The 15,661-nt window shown below is 38.6% G+C and carries 12 protein-coding genes, 6 tRNA genes, 1 rRNA gene and 1 pseudogene; 4 read left to right on the top strand and 16 right to left on the bottom strand.

Going from position 1 to position 15,661, the window contains the following annotated elements; translation table 11 throughout:
- Positions 1-453: 453 nt before the first annotated feature.
- A pseudogene (locus ACIPKN_RS26560) lies at positions 454-627 on the top strand (YdhR family protein); the annotation flags it as partial.
- Positions 628-804: 177 nt separating this feature from the next.
- Here ACIPKN_RS26560 and trhO read toward each other — a convergent pair.
- Together trhO and glmS are read right to left on the bottom strand one after the other, a co-directional pair.
- Positions 805-1,746, bottom strand: coding sequence for an oxygen-dependent tRNA uridine(34) hydroxylase TrhO (trhO, locus tag ACIPKN_RS26555; RefSeq protein ID WP_400941962.1), 942 nt, complete (start codon positions 1,744-1,746; stop codon positions 805-807).
- 502 nt (positions 1,747-2,248) lie between these two features.
- Positions 2,249-4,051: a glutamine--fructose-6-phosphate transaminase (isomerizing) gene (gene glmS, locus ACIPKN_RS26550; RefSeq protein ID WP_400941960.1), complete on the bottom strand. Its 1,803-nt coding sequence runs from the start codon at positions 4,049-4,051 to the stop codon at positions 2,249-2,251.
- A gap of 827 nt (positions 4,052-4,878) precedes the next feature.
- Between glmS and ACIPKN_RS26545 the strand changes: the two genes are divergently transcribed.
- Positions 4,879-5,220 carry a PadR family transcriptional regulator gene (locus ACIPKN_RS26545; RefSeq protein WP_221887682.1) on the top strand — a complete coding sequence of 114 codons (342 nt, stop codon included), beginning with the start codon at positions 4,879-4,881 and terminating at the stop codon, positions 5,218-5,220.
- Positions 5,210-5,782 carry a hypothetical protein gene (locus tag ACIPKN_RS26540; protein WP_400941956.1) on the top strand — a complete coding sequence of 191 codons (573 nt, stop codon included), beginning with the start codon at positions 5,210-5,212 and terminating at the stop codon, positions 5,780-5,782. Before ACIPKN_RS26545 ends, ACIPKN_RS26540 begins: the two co-directional genes overlap by 11 nt.
- A gap of 291 nt (positions 5,783-6,073) precedes the next feature.
- On the opposite strand, the gene ACIPKN_RS26535 is transcribed toward ACIPKN_RS26540, so the two are convergent.
- The 13 genes from ACIPKN_RS26535 to ACIPKN_RS26475 form a co-directional block, all read right to left on the bottom strand.
- Entirely contained in the window at positions 6,074-6,595 is a 522-nt protein-coding gene (locus ACIPKN_RS26535) for a type 1 glutamine amidotransferase domain-containing protein (protein ID WP_400941953.1), read from the bottom strand.
- A 179-nt stretch (positions 6,596-6,774) separates the two neighbouring features.
- The gene (gene glmM / locus ACIPKN_RS26530; protein ID WP_400941950.1) at positions 6,775-8,127 is read right to left on the bottom strand and encodes a phosphoglucosamine mutase; all 1,353 of its coding nucleotides are present in this window, start codon (positions 8,125-8,127) and stop codon (positions 6,775-6,777) included.
- 284 nt (positions 8,128-8,411) lie between these two features.
- Positions 8,412-9,497 (bottom strand): CdaR family protein, encoded by a 1,086-nt coding sequence (locus ACIPKN_RS26525; RefSeq protein WP_400941948.1) that lies wholly within the window; start codon positions 9,495-9,497, stop codon positions 8,412-8,414.
- The gene (gene cdaA, locus ACIPKN_RS26520; RefSeq protein ID WP_185903583.1) at positions 9,490-10,326 is read right to left on the bottom strand and encodes a diadenylate cyclase CdaA; all 837 of its coding nucleotides are present in this window, start codon (positions 10,324-10,326) and stop codon (positions 9,490-9,492) included. Before cdaA ends, ACIPKN_RS26525 begins: the two co-directional genes overlap by 8 nt.
- A gap of 149 nt (positions 10,327-10,475) precedes the next feature.
- Positions 10,476-11,102, bottom strand: a complete 627-nt coding sequence (locus ACIPKN_RS26515; RefSeq protein WP_400941945.1) for a zf-HC2 domain-containing protein — start codon at positions 11,100-11,102, stop codon at positions 10,476-10,478.
- Between the two features lie 13 nt (positions 11,103-11,115).
- Complete coding sequence (gene sigW / locus ACIPKN_RS26510) at positions 11,116-11,679, bottom strand: RNA polymerase sigma factor SigW (RefSeq protein ID WP_100542806.1); 564 nt, start codon at positions 11,677-11,679, stop codon at positions 11,116-11,118.
- Positions 11,680-11,812: 133 nt separating this feature from the next.
- Positions 11,813-12,718: an arginase gene (rocF, locus tag ACIPKN_RS26505; protein ID WP_400941942.1), complete on the bottom strand. Its 906-nt coding sequence runs from the start codon at positions 12,716-12,718 to the stop codon at positions 11,813-11,815.
- Positions 12,719-12,893: 175 nt separating this feature from the next.
- Positions 12,894-12,966: transfer RNA gene (locus ACIPKN_RS26500), tRNA-Lys, on the bottom strand.
- 13 nt (positions 12,967-12,979) lie between these two features.
- Positions 12,980-13,054 (bottom strand) — tRNA-Gln (locus ACIPKN_RS26495).
- 17 nt (positions 13,055-13,071) lie between these two features.
- Positions 13,072-13,155: transfer RNA gene (locus tag ACIPKN_RS26490), tRNA-Tyr, on the bottom strand.
- A gap of 14 nt (positions 13,156-13,169) precedes the next feature.
- A tRNA-Val gene (locus tag ACIPKN_RS26485) sits at positions 13,170-13,245 on the bottom strand.
- A 76-nt stretch (positions 13,246-13,321) separates the two neighbouring features.
- Positions 13,322-13,396: transfer RNA gene (locus ACIPKN_RS26480), tRNA-Glu, on the bottom strand.
- 113 nt (positions 13,397-13,509) lie between these two features.
- Positions 13,510-13,586: transfer RNA gene (locus ACIPKN_RS26475), tRNA-Asn, on the bottom strand.
- A 268-nt stretch (positions 13,587-13,854) separates the two neighbouring features.
- On the opposite strand from ACIPKN_RS26475, the gene mbcS reads away from it, so the two are divergent.
- On the top strand, positions 13,855-15,438 hold the full coding sequence (mbcS, locus tag ACIPKN_RS26470; protein ID WP_400941939.1) for an acyl-CoA synthetase MbcS: 1,584 nt from the start codon (positions 13,855-13,857) through the stop codon (positions 15,436-15,438).
- 128 nt (positions 15,439-15,566) lie between these two features.
- On the opposite strand, the gene rrf is transcribed toward mbcS, so the two are convergent.
- Positions 15,567-15,661, bottom strand: a 5S ribosomal RNA gene (rrf, locus tag ACIPKN_RS26465); the annotation flags it as partial.

The raw sequence follows: 15,661 nt of genomic DNA, 5'->3' as shown, positions 1-15,661 counted from the left end.
ACTCGAGTGGATGTTTGCTTCGCCCCATAAAAAATACTCCCCTTAGATCAACAGATTTTATTTTTTAATCTGTCTACCTAATAGGGAGCATATCATTTTACGGCATTCTTGGTTTTTGTTTTTTCAGCCCTAGGGGTAGTATCAGCGTTAGCTAACACCACCCGCAAACATATGGATACATCAGATCCCTCCACTTCTGTAGAAAGTTCTTATTATAAGTGATATTTGTACCAATTGCAGTCTGTTCGTTAGACTACCGTTACCGTTTTAGTGTAATTTACATTCATTCATCTTTTATCATCCATAAGATGGCATTTAAAGATATAATCAGGATCTTTAAAATAATGGATAGAGAGGTATCAAAAATATGTAAGTTATTTGAATCCTTCACATTCAGAAGCGGAATAACAATCAAGAATAGAGTCGTTATGACACCTATGACAACCTGGTCAAGAAACTAAAGAGGCCGGTGGAATTTGTCTTTTCGAAACCAAAGAAACGGCTGAAAAATATTTAGATATGCACTCTAAAAGATTAGCTTGCTTTGGGGTAACAGATGTCAACGGAAAAATCTTTTTCATTAATTCTAAACTTACTGAGATCAATAAAGGACCAGTAAGTAAATAAATTAACCACCTCGTTCCAAATCCAACATTTTTTGCAGGAAGTTTTTCATCTTATTTGTTATGTCTTCTATTGTAAAAAACAAAAAATATAACCCTTGATACAGCAAAAACTACTCTGTATCAAGGGTTATTTTAGTGTTTTAAAAATGACGTTTTTATGTTTAGACAGCTTTCATGCTTATGCTTGTAATGCCTCAATTGTTTGCGCTACTTGCTCTTCTGTTAAATTGTGACGCACAATGTAGCGGTTTCGCGCATGCTTTGTACATTCGATTGTACAGCCACCTAAATGCTTTGCTTCATTTTCTTCAGATGCAATGATTTGCTTGTTACATTCAGGGTTTGCACAGTTAATGTAACGTTCACAAGGTTCGCCGTCATAGTGATCACGACCGATAATAACATGCTCCACTTGATTAATCGGTACCGTTAAACGCTCATCAAATACGTACATTTGACCGTCCCATAATTGGCCTTTCACAACAGGGTCTTTTCCGTATGTTGCAACACCGCCGTGTAATTGGCCAACATCGCCAAAGCCTTCACGTTTCATCCAGCCCGAAAACTTCTCACAACGAATCCCGCCCGTGCAGTATGTTAAAACATTTTTCCCTTCGAATAGCTCGCGGTTTGCACGTACCCATTCCGGTGTATCGCGGAAGTTTTGTACATCTGGTCGAATCGCGCCACGAAAATGGCCGACATCGTATTCATACGTGTTACGCACATCTAATACTACTGTATTTTCATCTTGAATTTCAGCAAGGAATTGTTCTGGTGACAGGTAGCGACCTGTTAATTCATGTGGGTTTACGTCTTCTTCTAAGCCTAAGTTTACTAACTCAGGACGTGGGCGTACGTGCATTTTTTTGAATACATGCTCATCTGTCGCATCAATTTTGAAGACAATGCCTTCAAATAATGGGTCTGCTTCCATGCTTGCCATGTATTGCTCCGTTTGCTCAATCGTACCTGAAACAGTACCGTTAATGCCCTCATTGGCTACTAAAATACGACCTTTTAAACCGATTTCTTTACACATTGCTAAGTGCGCTGCTGAAAATGCAGCTGGATCTTCAATTTTCGTGTAATGGTAATATAATAAGACTTGATAATTCATTGTATCCACCTATCATTTCATATATTTGCAGGATATACCCGATAGTGTCTTTTACGACCTATTAAACATAAAGGATAATCATTTAATATGCTATCGGTAATTAGGCTGAAATGGGTATACAATATTGTTTTTAAAGAACTTTTGAAGTGTTCAGCGGATTTGAACTAACAAGAAATAACCGATCCAATTAATGAGATCAATAAAGTAAAGAACTGGTAAGTAAATAATTAACTATCTCGCTTTAATGTAAAGTATACGACTTTTTTGAAACTCAACAAAAATGACAATATTAATTATAAATTTTGCAGAAGTTTTTAATCTTATTTGTAATGTATTTTACTATAAAAAATAATTTGGAAAAAATATAAACCTTGATACAATAACAACTACACTGTACCAAGGTTTATTTTAGTGTCACATCATCTTATATTTTATATGACAAATATAATTATAAAATGTGACAGTATTAGTTATAACTCACAATTGAACTCTATCTCAACAATTACTCAACAGTCACCGATTTAGCCAAGTTACGTGGTTTATCCACATCACAGCGGCGGTGTAATGCTGCGTAATAGCTAATTAATTGTAATGGCACTACAGAAACTAGTGGTGTAAGTAATTCATGAACTTGAGGGATTACTAAACGGTCACCGTCTTCATCTACGCCAGCCATGGCAATAATGCATGGGTATGCTCCACGTGCTGCTACCTCTTTGACGTTACCACGGATGTTTAATCCTACTGCTGCTTGTGTAACAAGGGCAAACACCGGTGTACCTTCTTCGATTAAGGCAATTGTTCCGTGTTTTAGCTCGCCACCTGCAAAGCCTTCTGCTTGGATATAAGAGATTTCTTTTAGCTTTAGGGCACCCTCAAGGCTTACATAGAAGTCTATGTTACGGCCGATGAAGAATGCGTTGCGTGCGATTTTTAAGTAGTCCTCAGCAATATCCTCTAAAACATCTTTTGAATCGATAATTGTTTGGATACCGTTTGCTGCAATCGCAAGTTCTTGTTTTAAATCGTATTCTAAGCCTTTGCCATTAGCTTTCGCTGTTACATATGCTGTTAGAGCAAGTACAGCTACTTGTGCTACATACGCTTTTGTAGAGGCTACCGCAATTTCTGGACCTGCATGTAATAACAATGTATGGTCTGCCTCACGTGAAAGTGTAGAGCCAGGTACGTTTGTAATCGTTAATGTTGGATAACCAAGCTCTTTAATTTTCACAAGTACTTGACGGCTATCTGCTGTTTCACCTGATTGTGTAATAAAGATAAACAATGGTTTTTCTGAAAGTAATGGCATATTGTAGCCGAATTCACTTGAAATATGAACTTCCACTGGGATACCAGCCATTTTTTCAAAATATTGCTTACCGATTAGACCTGCATGATAGCTTGTGCCGGCTGCAATAATATATAGACGGTCTGCTGCTTGTAATGCTTCTAAAATAGTAGCGTCAATTGTTAATTCGCCATTCTCACCTTCGTACGCTTGAATGATTTTACGAATAACTGTTGGCTGCTCATCCATTTCTTTTAACATATAGTGAGGGTACGTACCTTTTTCAATATCGCTCATATCAAGCTCAGCTGTATATGGAGAACGTTCTACTAATGTACCGTCTAACTTTGTAATTTCAACGCTAGCTTTGTGTACGATTACGACCTCTTTATCGTGTAGCTCCACATATTGATCTGTTACCTGTAGCATTGCCATCGCATCTGAAGCTACAACATTAAAGCCTTCACCAACACCAACTAAAAGTGGAGATTTGTTTTTCGCAACGAAAATTGTATCTGCCGCTTCTGCATCTAATAGAGCTAATGCGTAAGAGCCATGTAATAAAGATAATGTTTTACGGAATGAATCAGCCGTGCTTAAACCTTCTTTCACAAATAGCTCTACTAATTGCACGATGACCTCTGTGTCTGTATCAGATTTCATCGGAATACCTTTTAAATAAGTTTTTTGTAATAAATGATAGTTTTCGATAACTCCGTTGTGTACTAGCGTAAAACGTCCTGATGCACTTTGGTGAGGGTGTGCATTCAAACGGTTTGGCACACCATGAGTTGCCCAACGTGTATGGCCGATACCCACTTTGGCAGCAACGTCCTCGTCCACTGCATCACGTAAATCTGCAATACGTCCCTTTTCTTTAAAGACTGTTACACCATCTTCGTTACGTACTGCGATACCCGCTGAGTCATAGCCACGGTACTCTAGTTTCTCTAAACCTTTTAATAAAATTTCCTTTGCATCTGATTCTCCAATATATCCTACAATTCCACACATAAATTCCTTTTCCTCCGATATTGTCAATTTGACGCAACGACAAACTAGACCTCAACCTATCGAATTTTTTAATGAATGTAAAAGCCATGCTAATTTTTTATGTAAAATAAGCAAACTAATACATGCACATTGTTAACACCCATTCAGCCATCTGAACAGTACCCATTCGATACGTGCGGTTTCTCTATTTATCTATTGCTTTAACTATACCTTTTTCATTTTCTGTACATTCAATCGCTTAAATGCTTTCAAAATGAAAAGTGACAATCGGGTACGTCGATCGGGAGGCATCCGCCGAACTTTCGATAAACCTCCACCTCGTCTGCTGAAGATAGTTTCGTCCAATTTCTTCAGCTCAGGCGCTATAATTGTTTTCCGATTTTGCGCTTTCTTCCCTCCTTATGCGCTCTCGTTAAATGATAAGGTCGGACCTCATATTCAACTTCTCCATCATACTCAATCATATGCTATACGTCAAATTTTCGTTATAAAAAACACCTATTTATCCTACTTTTCAGTGACAAAAAGTAGACAAACAATCTGCTATAAAGCCTATCTTGAGATTTATGCCTTGGCATAATTGAGCTGCCGCTTCACTTACGTTACATAAAGAAGTTTAAACTATGATGTTTTTTCCTTATGTCAGCAATAAATATTTTCGGCTATGGATTTATTTTGAACAGTGTCGAAGATAAATCGTCCAAAAGTAACTATCTACCTGGAGAAATCCCATTCTTTTATTGCTTGACAAAGCCACTACTTAGCAATACTATATACAGTACTTAGCAACACTTAGTACAGGTAAAGCTAAGCCTGGGGGTGAGATCATGGATAATCTGAGTGAAATGCTCAAAGGAGTCTTAGAAGGTATTGTATTAGAAATCATTAGCCGTGGTGAAATATATGGTTATGAGATTGTCAAATATCTCACGCAGATGGGGTTCGAGGGCATAGCTGAAGGAACTGTGTATGCGTTACTTATGCGATTGGAAAGAAATCGCCTTGTCAATATTGTCAAAAAGCCATCTGAAATGGGTCCACCAAGGAAATTTTATACGCTTAATGAACAAGGACGAGAAAAATTAATATCCTTCTGGGCTAAATGGGATTTTTTAAGTAGTCGTATTGAAATTTTAAGAAATAATGGAGGGAACAAACATGAGCTTTAGTCGTGAAATTCAGGAGAGAATTAATCGTTTTACGAAAGAACAATCCCAGAATTATTTGCAGGACGCTGAGATGACTTATATAGAAAAGCTGCGCAAGAAAAGTGGGCAAACTAAACGGAAAATTGACAAGCAATTGTCGAAGTTTAAAGGCCGTTCCGATCAGGGGCGAGAAGCACAAGATGACATGATACTCTATATGAGCGATTATATGAATGATTTAATGTCACAAGGTTTAACGGAGCAAGAAGCTTTTAATAAGGCTAGCGAGAAATTGCAATTCGCCAGTAATTCTGAGCAATCTGAGGATTTAAACGAACGCTTTCAGCAGTATTACGAAAATCGTGATCCCGCAGATTATGAGGCAATCGGACTGTTTTATGGTGGCTTTCTATTTTTAGGATTAGGTATTGGCGGACTAAGCGGTTTTCTATCTGGCGGTGGATATGAAGCTTTTGTTGATAGAGGCTGGATTAACACGGCAATTGGCGCTGGTGTTGGCATTATCATTGGTATCGGACTCGGGCAAATTACCAATGCTATTATTGCGTTGAAAAAGAAGTAGGGCTGTTTTAATTAAAATAACTATGCATCGGCATAATTGCGCCGGAATCGGGATTGTGCTTATGCTCGCAAATGTTTTTGTGCGAAAGCGTAGAGGCAGCGGCACCGATGCAGGTCGGTTAGCTGTTATCGCATGGATGCGATAATTTTAGGCTAGCATCCTTTATTAACTCCTTTTCCGATTTTCGTGACATCCACCGGAAGGCTTTAACTTCTTTTACGGATGCTTGGACACTCGCTGAAAGAAGTTAAAACATAAAAGGCACAGGCAAACTACTTGTGCCTTTTAAGCTTAGCCTTCGTTACTCTCCAATAATTTTACAATTTCTCGATTAAATGCTGGTAGATCCTCTGGTGTGCGACTTGTTACCAATTGCTTTTGGCAAACAAACACTTCCTCGTCATGAAATATCGCACCTGCATTTTCTAAATCTACACGAATCGATTTGTAGCCAGTTGCGTCACGACCATTTAATGTTTTTGCCGTAATGAGTAATTGAGGTCCATGACAAATAGCAAAGGTCGGCTTCATCTCATCCATAAATTCTTTGACAAATGCCACAACACGATCATCTACACGTAGTATATCAGGAGAAAAACCACCTGGGATGAATAATGCATCAAATTCAGAAGCATTTACCTCATCGATATCTTTATCGATTTTTACTTTCTCTCCATGCTTACCTTCTACTTCAATGCCTGCCGTCGTATCAATCGTTATTAGTTCATGACCTGCCGCTTCTAATGCTCCTTTAGGACTTGTATACTCAGCGTCCTCAAACATATTGGTAATCACTGTAGCAATTTTAGCCATTGCAATACAACACTCCTTGTTATTGTGACTCTGTACTACTGTTCCCATTCTTTTCGAAAGCATTCATTTTTTCGTTGGTAGAGCTTTCAATAATTAATCATGTTCAATCCATCAATTTCATTTGTAAGGCAAAAAATAAAAACTCGACCTCCTATCAAAGGAAATCGAGTTTATACTATTTATTCAGTTAAGCCCATTTCTGCACGGACAACATCTGCTATACGCTCTACGTAACGCTCACAGTCTTCTTCTGTAGCCGCTTCCACCATTACTCGTACAAGTGGCTCAGTACCAGAAGGACGCACTAACACGCGACCGTTACCAGCCATATCTGCTTCTACTTCAGCAATCACTGCAGCAACTTTTTCATTTTCTGTCACAGCATGCTTGTCTGTTACACGTACGTTGACTAAACGCTGCGGGAAAATTTTCATTTCAGAAGCAAGCTCTGATAGTTTTTTACCTGTAGCCTTCATAATGTTAACAAGCTGAATACCTGTTAATAAGCCATCTCCAGTTGTGTTAAAGTCTAGGAAAACAATATGACCAGATTGCTCGCCACCAAGATTATAATCATTAGCACGCATTTCTTCCACAACGTAACGATCACCTACAGCTGTTTGTACACTATGCATATCGTTATCTTCAACAGCTTTGTAGAAGCCCATGTTACTCATAACCGTCGAAACAATTGTTTGCTTTTTCAAGCGACCAACTGTATTTAAATGCTTACCAATGATGAACATAATTTGATCACCATCAACAATTTTACCGTTTTCATCTACTGCGATTAAACGGTCACCATCGCCATCGAATGCTAAACCAACATCAGCACCCTTTTCTGTGACAAATTTAGCTAATCCATCTGGATGTGTTGAACCGACACCGTCATTAATATTTAAACCTGTTGGTGAGGCACCCATCGTTGAGATATCCGCTTCTAAATCTGCAAATAGGTGTGTAGCTAGCGAAGACGTAGCGCCATGCGCACAATCTAATGCTACGTGGATGCCTTCAAATTCTTCAGCCACTGTTTGTTTTAAGTATTGAATATATTTTTGTCCACCCTCGAAGTAGTCGCTTACAGAACCTAAATCTGCCCCTATTGGACGTGGTAAAGTATCATCTTGAGCATCTAATATTGCTTCGATTTCAGCTTCTTGCGCGTCCGTTAGCTTAAAGCCATCAGGACCGAAAAATTTAATACCATTGTCAGCTACTGGGTTATGTGAAGCTGAAATCATAACGCCTGCATTTGCGCTCATCATTCGAGTAAGATAGGCCACACCTGGTGTCGAAATAACACCAAGACGCATTACCTCTACGCCGATTGATAAAAGACCAGCTACAAGTGCACCTTCAAGCATTTCACCTGAAATACGTGTGTCACGACCGATTAAAACCTTTGGACGGTCAGTTGCATCCTTCGTTAAAACGTAACCACCTACACGGCCAAGTTTAAATGCAAACTCCGGTGTTAATTCACTATTCGCGACGCCACGGACGCCATCTGTTCCAAAATATTTACCCATTTTAATTATTCTCTCCTTCAATGCAAGACGGCGGTCATGCTTGTCTATGCTGACAACTAGAACACTCGTCTGCTTACTTTTGGAAAAGTCTATTTTCGTTCATTCACTGGTAACTATTAATTATGCCCCTATGTAATTTATCTGGGCTTGTAAATAAGCACAGATAAATTTTAGCATAGGGTATTTTGATTTTAGCCTAAGTAACTTCTTCTCGTTAAAGAATACCTTTACCGATAGAAACGAAATCTCTACTGAATCAAAATAAAATTATAGTCAGTTATTGTTTAAGAATCAATATCTTCTTCTGTTTTATCAGTAGGCGGCGGCGTGTTGTTATCAGAAGGAGTGCTAGTCTCCTCTGAAGGTGGCGAAGGAGTAGGTGTAGGAGCAGGAGGGTTAGTAGTTGTTGTCGTTGTTGTTTTTTCCTGCTCTACCTTCGTAATATCTGCCTTCACTTTAATTTTTGGGTCAGATATTTTTGTCACACCTTCTGGCAATTTCACTTCAAATTCATAAGTTTTTGATTCTGTAATTTTTGATAAATCAACCTCTAATGGTATTGCAGTTAAAGTATCTATCATAGATTTTCTACCGTATACTCTCACCTTTGTAGGACTAATTGTTAATTGGTTGACGGTAATACCATTCTCTGCTTTTCCTATTTCCTTCAGCACAACAGGCAACTCTCTACTGTAAGCCCCAATATCTACTTCTACCTTCACAGTTCCTGGTTCAATCGTCACGTCTAACTTATTTAAATCACGATCTAGTACTTTAACTGCCGCTACTTGTGAGAACGGTTCTTTCAAGCCTTGTTCACCCGTTACAGTAGCTTTTACATAGCTAATATTTTCAATTGCACTTTTGGCACCTGTAATATACACCGTAGCTGGATTAGCAATCATGCCATTTAAAATATATCCTTCTTCAAGTAAACGAGTATTTAGCTCAGGGTCAACACGAAACTCTTGTGTGACCTTTTCCTCAATGTTAACCTTTACAATCGCAGGGTCTAATGTAACTTGCAACTTCTCCGAAATATTTTCGTATTGTAGTCGAACATTATGCTCACCTATGAGTAATTTACTCAAATCTGCAAATACAGAAAAATCCTTCGACGCTTGAGCCTGTAAAACGAGTGTCATTGGACCTTTTATCGTAACATCTACTGTCTTTGGTATCCCTGTTACAATGAGGTTCTTATCGTCATAAAAAACATCTACTGGTACATCTCGGATTACCGCTGTTTGCTCACTCATTATTGTTTTATTTGAAGGGGATAATTCAGCACGAACGGAGAAAAATAACAATAAGGCTAAAATTAGCGCAACAATTCGTAACACCCAAGGGCTATCCATCATTTTATCCATTCTTTTTCCCCCTCCAAGTTAACTTAGAGGCTGCATTTGATTCCTGTGCTGATCCGAACCACATTTTACGTAACAGTCCTTCGAATTCCTCTAAAGAAAGATTTCGATGTAGATTACCATTCAGTGTAATACTAATGGCACCGGTTTCCTCTGATACGACAATAGTAATGGCATCTGTCACTTCACTTAAGCCAAGTGCAGCACGGTGACGTGTCCCAAGCTCTTTTGAGATAAACGGACTCTCAGAAAGCGGTAAATAACAAGCCGCTGCCGATATTTTATCTTTTTGCATGATAACCGCTCCATCATGTAGCGGTGTATTAGGTATAAAAATGTTGATCAATAATTCAGATGAAATCTCAGCATTTAGACCTATACCTGTTTCAATATATTCATTTAGACCAGTTTCTTTTTCAATAGAAATTAACGCCCCTATACGACGCTTGGCCATATAACTAACAGATTTCTTCATCGCCTCAATAAGCCTTGTTTGTTCTTCCTCAACTTGACTAATCGAACGTTGGAACAACTTCCCTCTACCAATTTGTTCAAGACCACGTCTTATTTCAGGTTGGAAAATGATAATAATCGCCAAGAAACCGAATTCGATGACTTGTTTTAACATCCAACCTAACGTTTCTAACCCAAAAAAGTCTGTAGCAAGGCGCGCAATAATAATGACGAAAATGCCTTTTAATAATTGGACAGCCTTTGTACCTTTAATGAGGGTTAAAATTTTATAAATAACGTACCATACGAGCAGTACATCTAATAAGTTAATAACAATATTCACAGGTGTTAAATTAGCGAAATGTTCGATAATTTGCACGTGGCATCCCCCACTTTTCATTGCGAATCCATACACATATAAGTATAGCACATTCTTATCAAATGTAACTTTTTTCAAATAAAAAGTCTACTCAAAAGAGTAGACCTTTCAGCCTCTCACGTGCACTATCTATTAGGACGTATAGAGTGTTATTTAGTTGCTTGTTTCTCCTCGAATGTTACAGCAGACTTCACTGAATTTTTAATCGTATACCAAAGCCATTCGAATACTTCGTCAATTTCTTCTATTTTTCCCGAAACAACTGCCGAAGATGCCATATACTGCCCGTTAATAACAGTGACATTGCCATCCACTTCACCCTCAACAATTAAATCACCATTTTTAACAATAATGTCGCCTTTTACAATTTCACCCTTCGGCACAATAACCGTTTGCCCTTCAACAACTAGGTTTGGCTGTTTAGTCACGGAGAACTGTCGGTCATCCATAAAACTACCTAGTAAAGTTGCACTCATGAATAAACAAAAAACTGCTGCTGCCACAAAGAGTGGATGCCGACGAATCCACTTTTGCATCCCTACACGACTTTTGGGTTTCGGTAAACGAGCCATCACGGCTTCTTCAAAATGCGGAGGTGATGTAATGTGGGAAGCGCTCTTCACAAAGGCGATTGTTTCACTTAATTCCTGCATCAACTGTTTACAATCACTGCATGTATGCAAATGTCGCTTTAACTCTTGCTCATGCTCACGACTAATGTCACCATCTAAATAATCATGGATATAGTCTATTATATGCTCTGGACAAGTATTCATGACGCTTCCCCTCCTACAGATTATTTAATTGCTTTCGTAACGCTTCACGTCCGCGGTGAATCCTCGTTTTCACCGTTCCAAGAGGCATATCTAATATCTCGCTAATTTCCTGTAATGATAATTCTTCAATATATTTCAATACTATAACTGAACGGTATTTATCAGGCAAACGTCCAATTTCATATTGAATACGATCTTGCAGTTCCATTTGCTCTATCTGTTCTTCAGGTAGCTGGTCATCTGCTGCGATCTGCGAATACATATCAAGTCCTTCTGTACCAGCTACTTCTGCATCTAAATAGTAATCCGGCTTTTTCTTCCGGATACGGTCTATACAAAGGTTTGTCGCTATACGATAAAGCCACGTCGCAAATTTTCTTTTCTGATCAAAAGTATGCAAATTCATATAGGCACGAACAAAAGCTTCTTGTGCAATGTCCTCAGATTCTTGCTTGTTCCCTAACATCCTATAGCATACTTGGTACAGTTTGTGCTGATAGAGACTCACAATATCTGCAAATGCGTTTTGATCACCTTTAAGCACTTGTTTAATTTTCTTGTTTACTAACGCATCCATTGTGTTTATTTCTCCACCTTTACAACTGTCTTATACTATACGGCCTATCGATAAGAAAAGTTTCGTTTTATTATTAATTATAGCAAAAGATTTTTATACATTGTGGCAATAGGCAATTTTTTGTTAAATTTCTTTAAACTAGAGTTTCGCCAAATAAAGAGCCCATTAATGCTACTGCAACATCGGCAGTTCTATTCTTCTCATCTAGAATCGGATTAACTTCAACGAATTCAGCAGATGTTAGCATACCTGATTCCTGAAGCATTTCCATTGCCAAATGGCTTTCTCGATATGTAATACCACCAGGTACAGGTGTCCCAACCCCAGGCGTATAAAGTGGATCTAAACCGTCTAAATCAAGTGATAAATGCAAACCATCTACATTGCGCTCCCTTAAATAACCTAGAGCATCTTCCATTACACGCGTCATTCCAAGACGATCTACCTCATGCATTGTATATACTTTGATTCCTTGCTGGCTAATTAATTCACGTTCTCCTGGATCTACAGAACGCGCTCCTATAATAATAACGTTTTCAGGTTTAATTTTCGGTACATTATTACGAATTTTCACTAACCGTTCATGACCAAGTCCAATGCTTACAGCTAATGGCATACCATGTATATTACCAGACGGCGTCGTTTTAGGTGTGTTTAAGTCAGCGTGCGCATCAAACCAAATAACGCCTAAATTTTTATAATGCTCACCTAGCCCTGCAAGAGTACCAATAGCAATACTATGGTCGCCACCAAGTACAAGTGGAAACTCCTTTTGTTCAATTGCTTCATTTACACTTTTCGCCAAAGACGTACTTACATCGATAACTTCCTCTAAATTAAGTAGCTGTTTATCAACAATAGTGCCTTCTTGTTTTTGACTAACACGTATATCCCCTTGATCATGTACTACATGCCCTATTGCCTCTAAGCGCTCTACAACGCCTGCGTAACGAATAGCACTCGGCCCCATATCTACCCCTCTGCGAGTTTGCCCATAATCTGTTGGTACACCAATAATAGAAACATTTAGTTTATTCATTTTTTCATACCCCCTTTAGATTGTAAGACTATTGTAAAGCCTGCATCCTTCTTGGCTCAACCTCGCAATTTTATGAATATTTATGCAATTTAAAAGAGCATAAAAAAATCTCCTGCTGTTTTCAGCAAGAGATTAGTATCTGTAGTTAATGTTACACTTTTTTTTGTTATAAAAGTGAGCCATGAAGGACTCGAACCTTCGACCCTCTGATTAAAAGTCAGATGCTCTACCAACTGAGCTAATGGCTCAAAAAAATAAATATGGCTGGGGTACTAGGATTCGAACCTAGGCATGACGGAATCAAAATCCGTTGCCTTACCGCTTGGCTATACCCCAATCATTTATAAAAAAACTGGTGGAGGGGGACGGATTCGAACCGCCGAACCCTAAGGAGCGGATTTACAGTCCGCCGCGTTTAGCCACTTCGCTACCCCTCCGAAATAACACATTATGGTGGAGGATGACGGGCTCGAACCGCCGACCCTCTGCTTGTAAGGCAGATGCTCTCCCAGCTGAGCTAATCCTCCATAGAAACAGGTGTTCATTTCTTTACAGTTTTTTATTTTATTTTTAAGCCTTTGCATTACTACAATGCTTTAAAAATGGTGACCCCTACGGGATTCGAACCCGTGTTACCGCCGTGAAAGGGCGGTGTCTTAACCACTTGACCAAGGGGCCATTTTCAAATGTCTCAAACAAGACAAGTATTATGATAACATTTTTTGTCGTACGATGCAATACTTTTTTAAAATTTTTTATGTATACATCACCTTTAAAAATGAGCAAAAAAATGGCTCCGAAGGCAGGACTCGAACCTGCGACAACCTGATTAACAGTCAGGTGCTACTACCAACTGAGCTACTTCGGAACAATACTATTCAATTCGGTTTTTAAAACCTCTTAAGTACATTTATTATTATAGCAAGCATTATAAATTATGCAATACTTTTTGTGAAAATTTTTATATTTTTTGTCGAAGTCTTCCTATGCAGCAACAAGAAACCTAATAGTTCTCTATTAAATCTAATATTTCTATTTCATGGTCAGAATATTCTTGCTGTATATTATTGTAATTGTTAAAATAGAAATAGTTTTATGAATTTTCTAATAAATTTGTTTGGGGGAGGAATGTTCACATGGTAACAAACGATTTAATTGCACCGGAATTCTATAATATTACAGAGGAATTGGAGAAATTTTCTCGAGATAGTGATCGCCAAGCAATACGGTGGCTAAATACTCAGCAGGAGCGTCAAACAATTTCCTATGTTGAACTTGTTCAAAAAATGAATCAATACGCGCATGCCTTTACGAAGAAGGGGCTTCAAAAAGGAGATCGCGTATTAGTTATTATTCCTCGTCTGCCTGAAGCTTATTTTGTCTTCCTTGGCTGTCTAAAGGCTGGGATTGTTCCTATTTCTTGTTCAGAAATGTTACGTGCAAGTGATTTAGAATATCGTATGGCACACTCTTCTGCAAGGGCAGTAATAGCCTATGAAGCGTTCACAAGTGAGGTAGATTGTATTACTTCTTCAGTGGAGGCTTTAAATAATAAATTGCTTATAGGCACTGCTACTGGTGATTGGACCTCTTTAGATGAATTAGCAAGTACTCAGCCAGATACATTTACAGCAGCTACTACTAAAAGAGATGATATGGCATTTCTTTCTTATACATCTGGCACAACTGGCAAACCAAAAGGAGTTGTTCATTCACACGGATGGGGATATGCACATATTAGAACAGCTGCTTCACAATGGCTTTGTGTACGTGAAAGTGACTTAGTTTGGGCTACAGCAGCTCCAGGGTGGCAAAAATGGATTTGGAGCCCATTTTTATCGACTATTATGCTGGGCGCAACTGCATTAGTATACCACGGAGGATTTGATGCAAAAACATACCTTAAACTGCTTCAAGAAGAAAAGGTTAATGTATTGTGCTGTACTCCAACGGAATATCGAATTATGGCGAAGATTGATAATTTAAAAGACTATAATCTATCTTCTCTACGCAGTGCTGTTTCGGCTGGTGAACCATTAAATCGACCAGTCATCGAAACATTTATGAAAAACTTCGATCTTAAAGTTCGCGATGGCTATGGACAAACGGAAAATACTTTATTAATTGGCACACTTGAAAATATTGATTTACGTCCTGGTTCAATGGGTGTTCCTACACCTGGCAATATTGTCCGTATTATAGATCATGAAGGCAACGAGGCACCGGTTGGAGAAGTTGGAGATATTGCAGTACACAAATCTTCTCCTGCTCTATTTAAGGAGTATTATCGTGAGCCTGAACGTACACAAGCTGCCTTCCGTGGAGATTGGTATATTACTGGAGACCAAGCCAAATGCGATGAAGACGGCTACTTCTGGTTTGAAGGTCGAGGAGATGACATCATTATTTCATCAGGCTATACAATTGGGCCATTTGAAGTAGAAGATGCTTTAAATAAACATGAAGCTGTACAAGAATGTGCTGTAGTCGCAGCTCCAGATGAAATTAGAGGCCATATTGTTAAAGCCTTTGTCATCTTACGAGAAAGCTTCAGAGATCTTGATGAGGACGAGTTAATAAAAGAACTACAAGAGCACGTTAAAGCATTAACAGCGCCTTATAAATATCCTCGTAGTATTGTCTTTATCGATGAGCTACCAAAAACAACTTCTGGTAAGATTCGTCGTATAGAACTACGAGCAGCAACAACAACTGTATAAAATATAATAAAGAGACATTTTACCATTCACTTGGTTGAAATGTCTCCTTTATATATATTGCTAGTATTTAATATTCTTTTGCATATAAAAAAAAGCCACTACTGAGTTTATCAGCAGCGACTTTTTGCGCCTAGCGACGTCCTACTCTCACAGGGGGAAGCCCCCAACTACCATCGGCGCTAAAGAGCTTAACTTCCGTGTTCGGTATGGGAACGGGTGTGAC

Origin of the sequence: Lysinibacillus sp. NPDC086135, from assembly GCF_044746345.1 — a bacterium.
In the GTDB taxonomy this organism is placed as follows: Bacteria; Bacillota; Bacilli; order Bacillales_A; family Planococcaceae; genus Lysinibacillus.
This window is presented reverse-complemented; position numbering and strand designations above follow the sequence as displayed.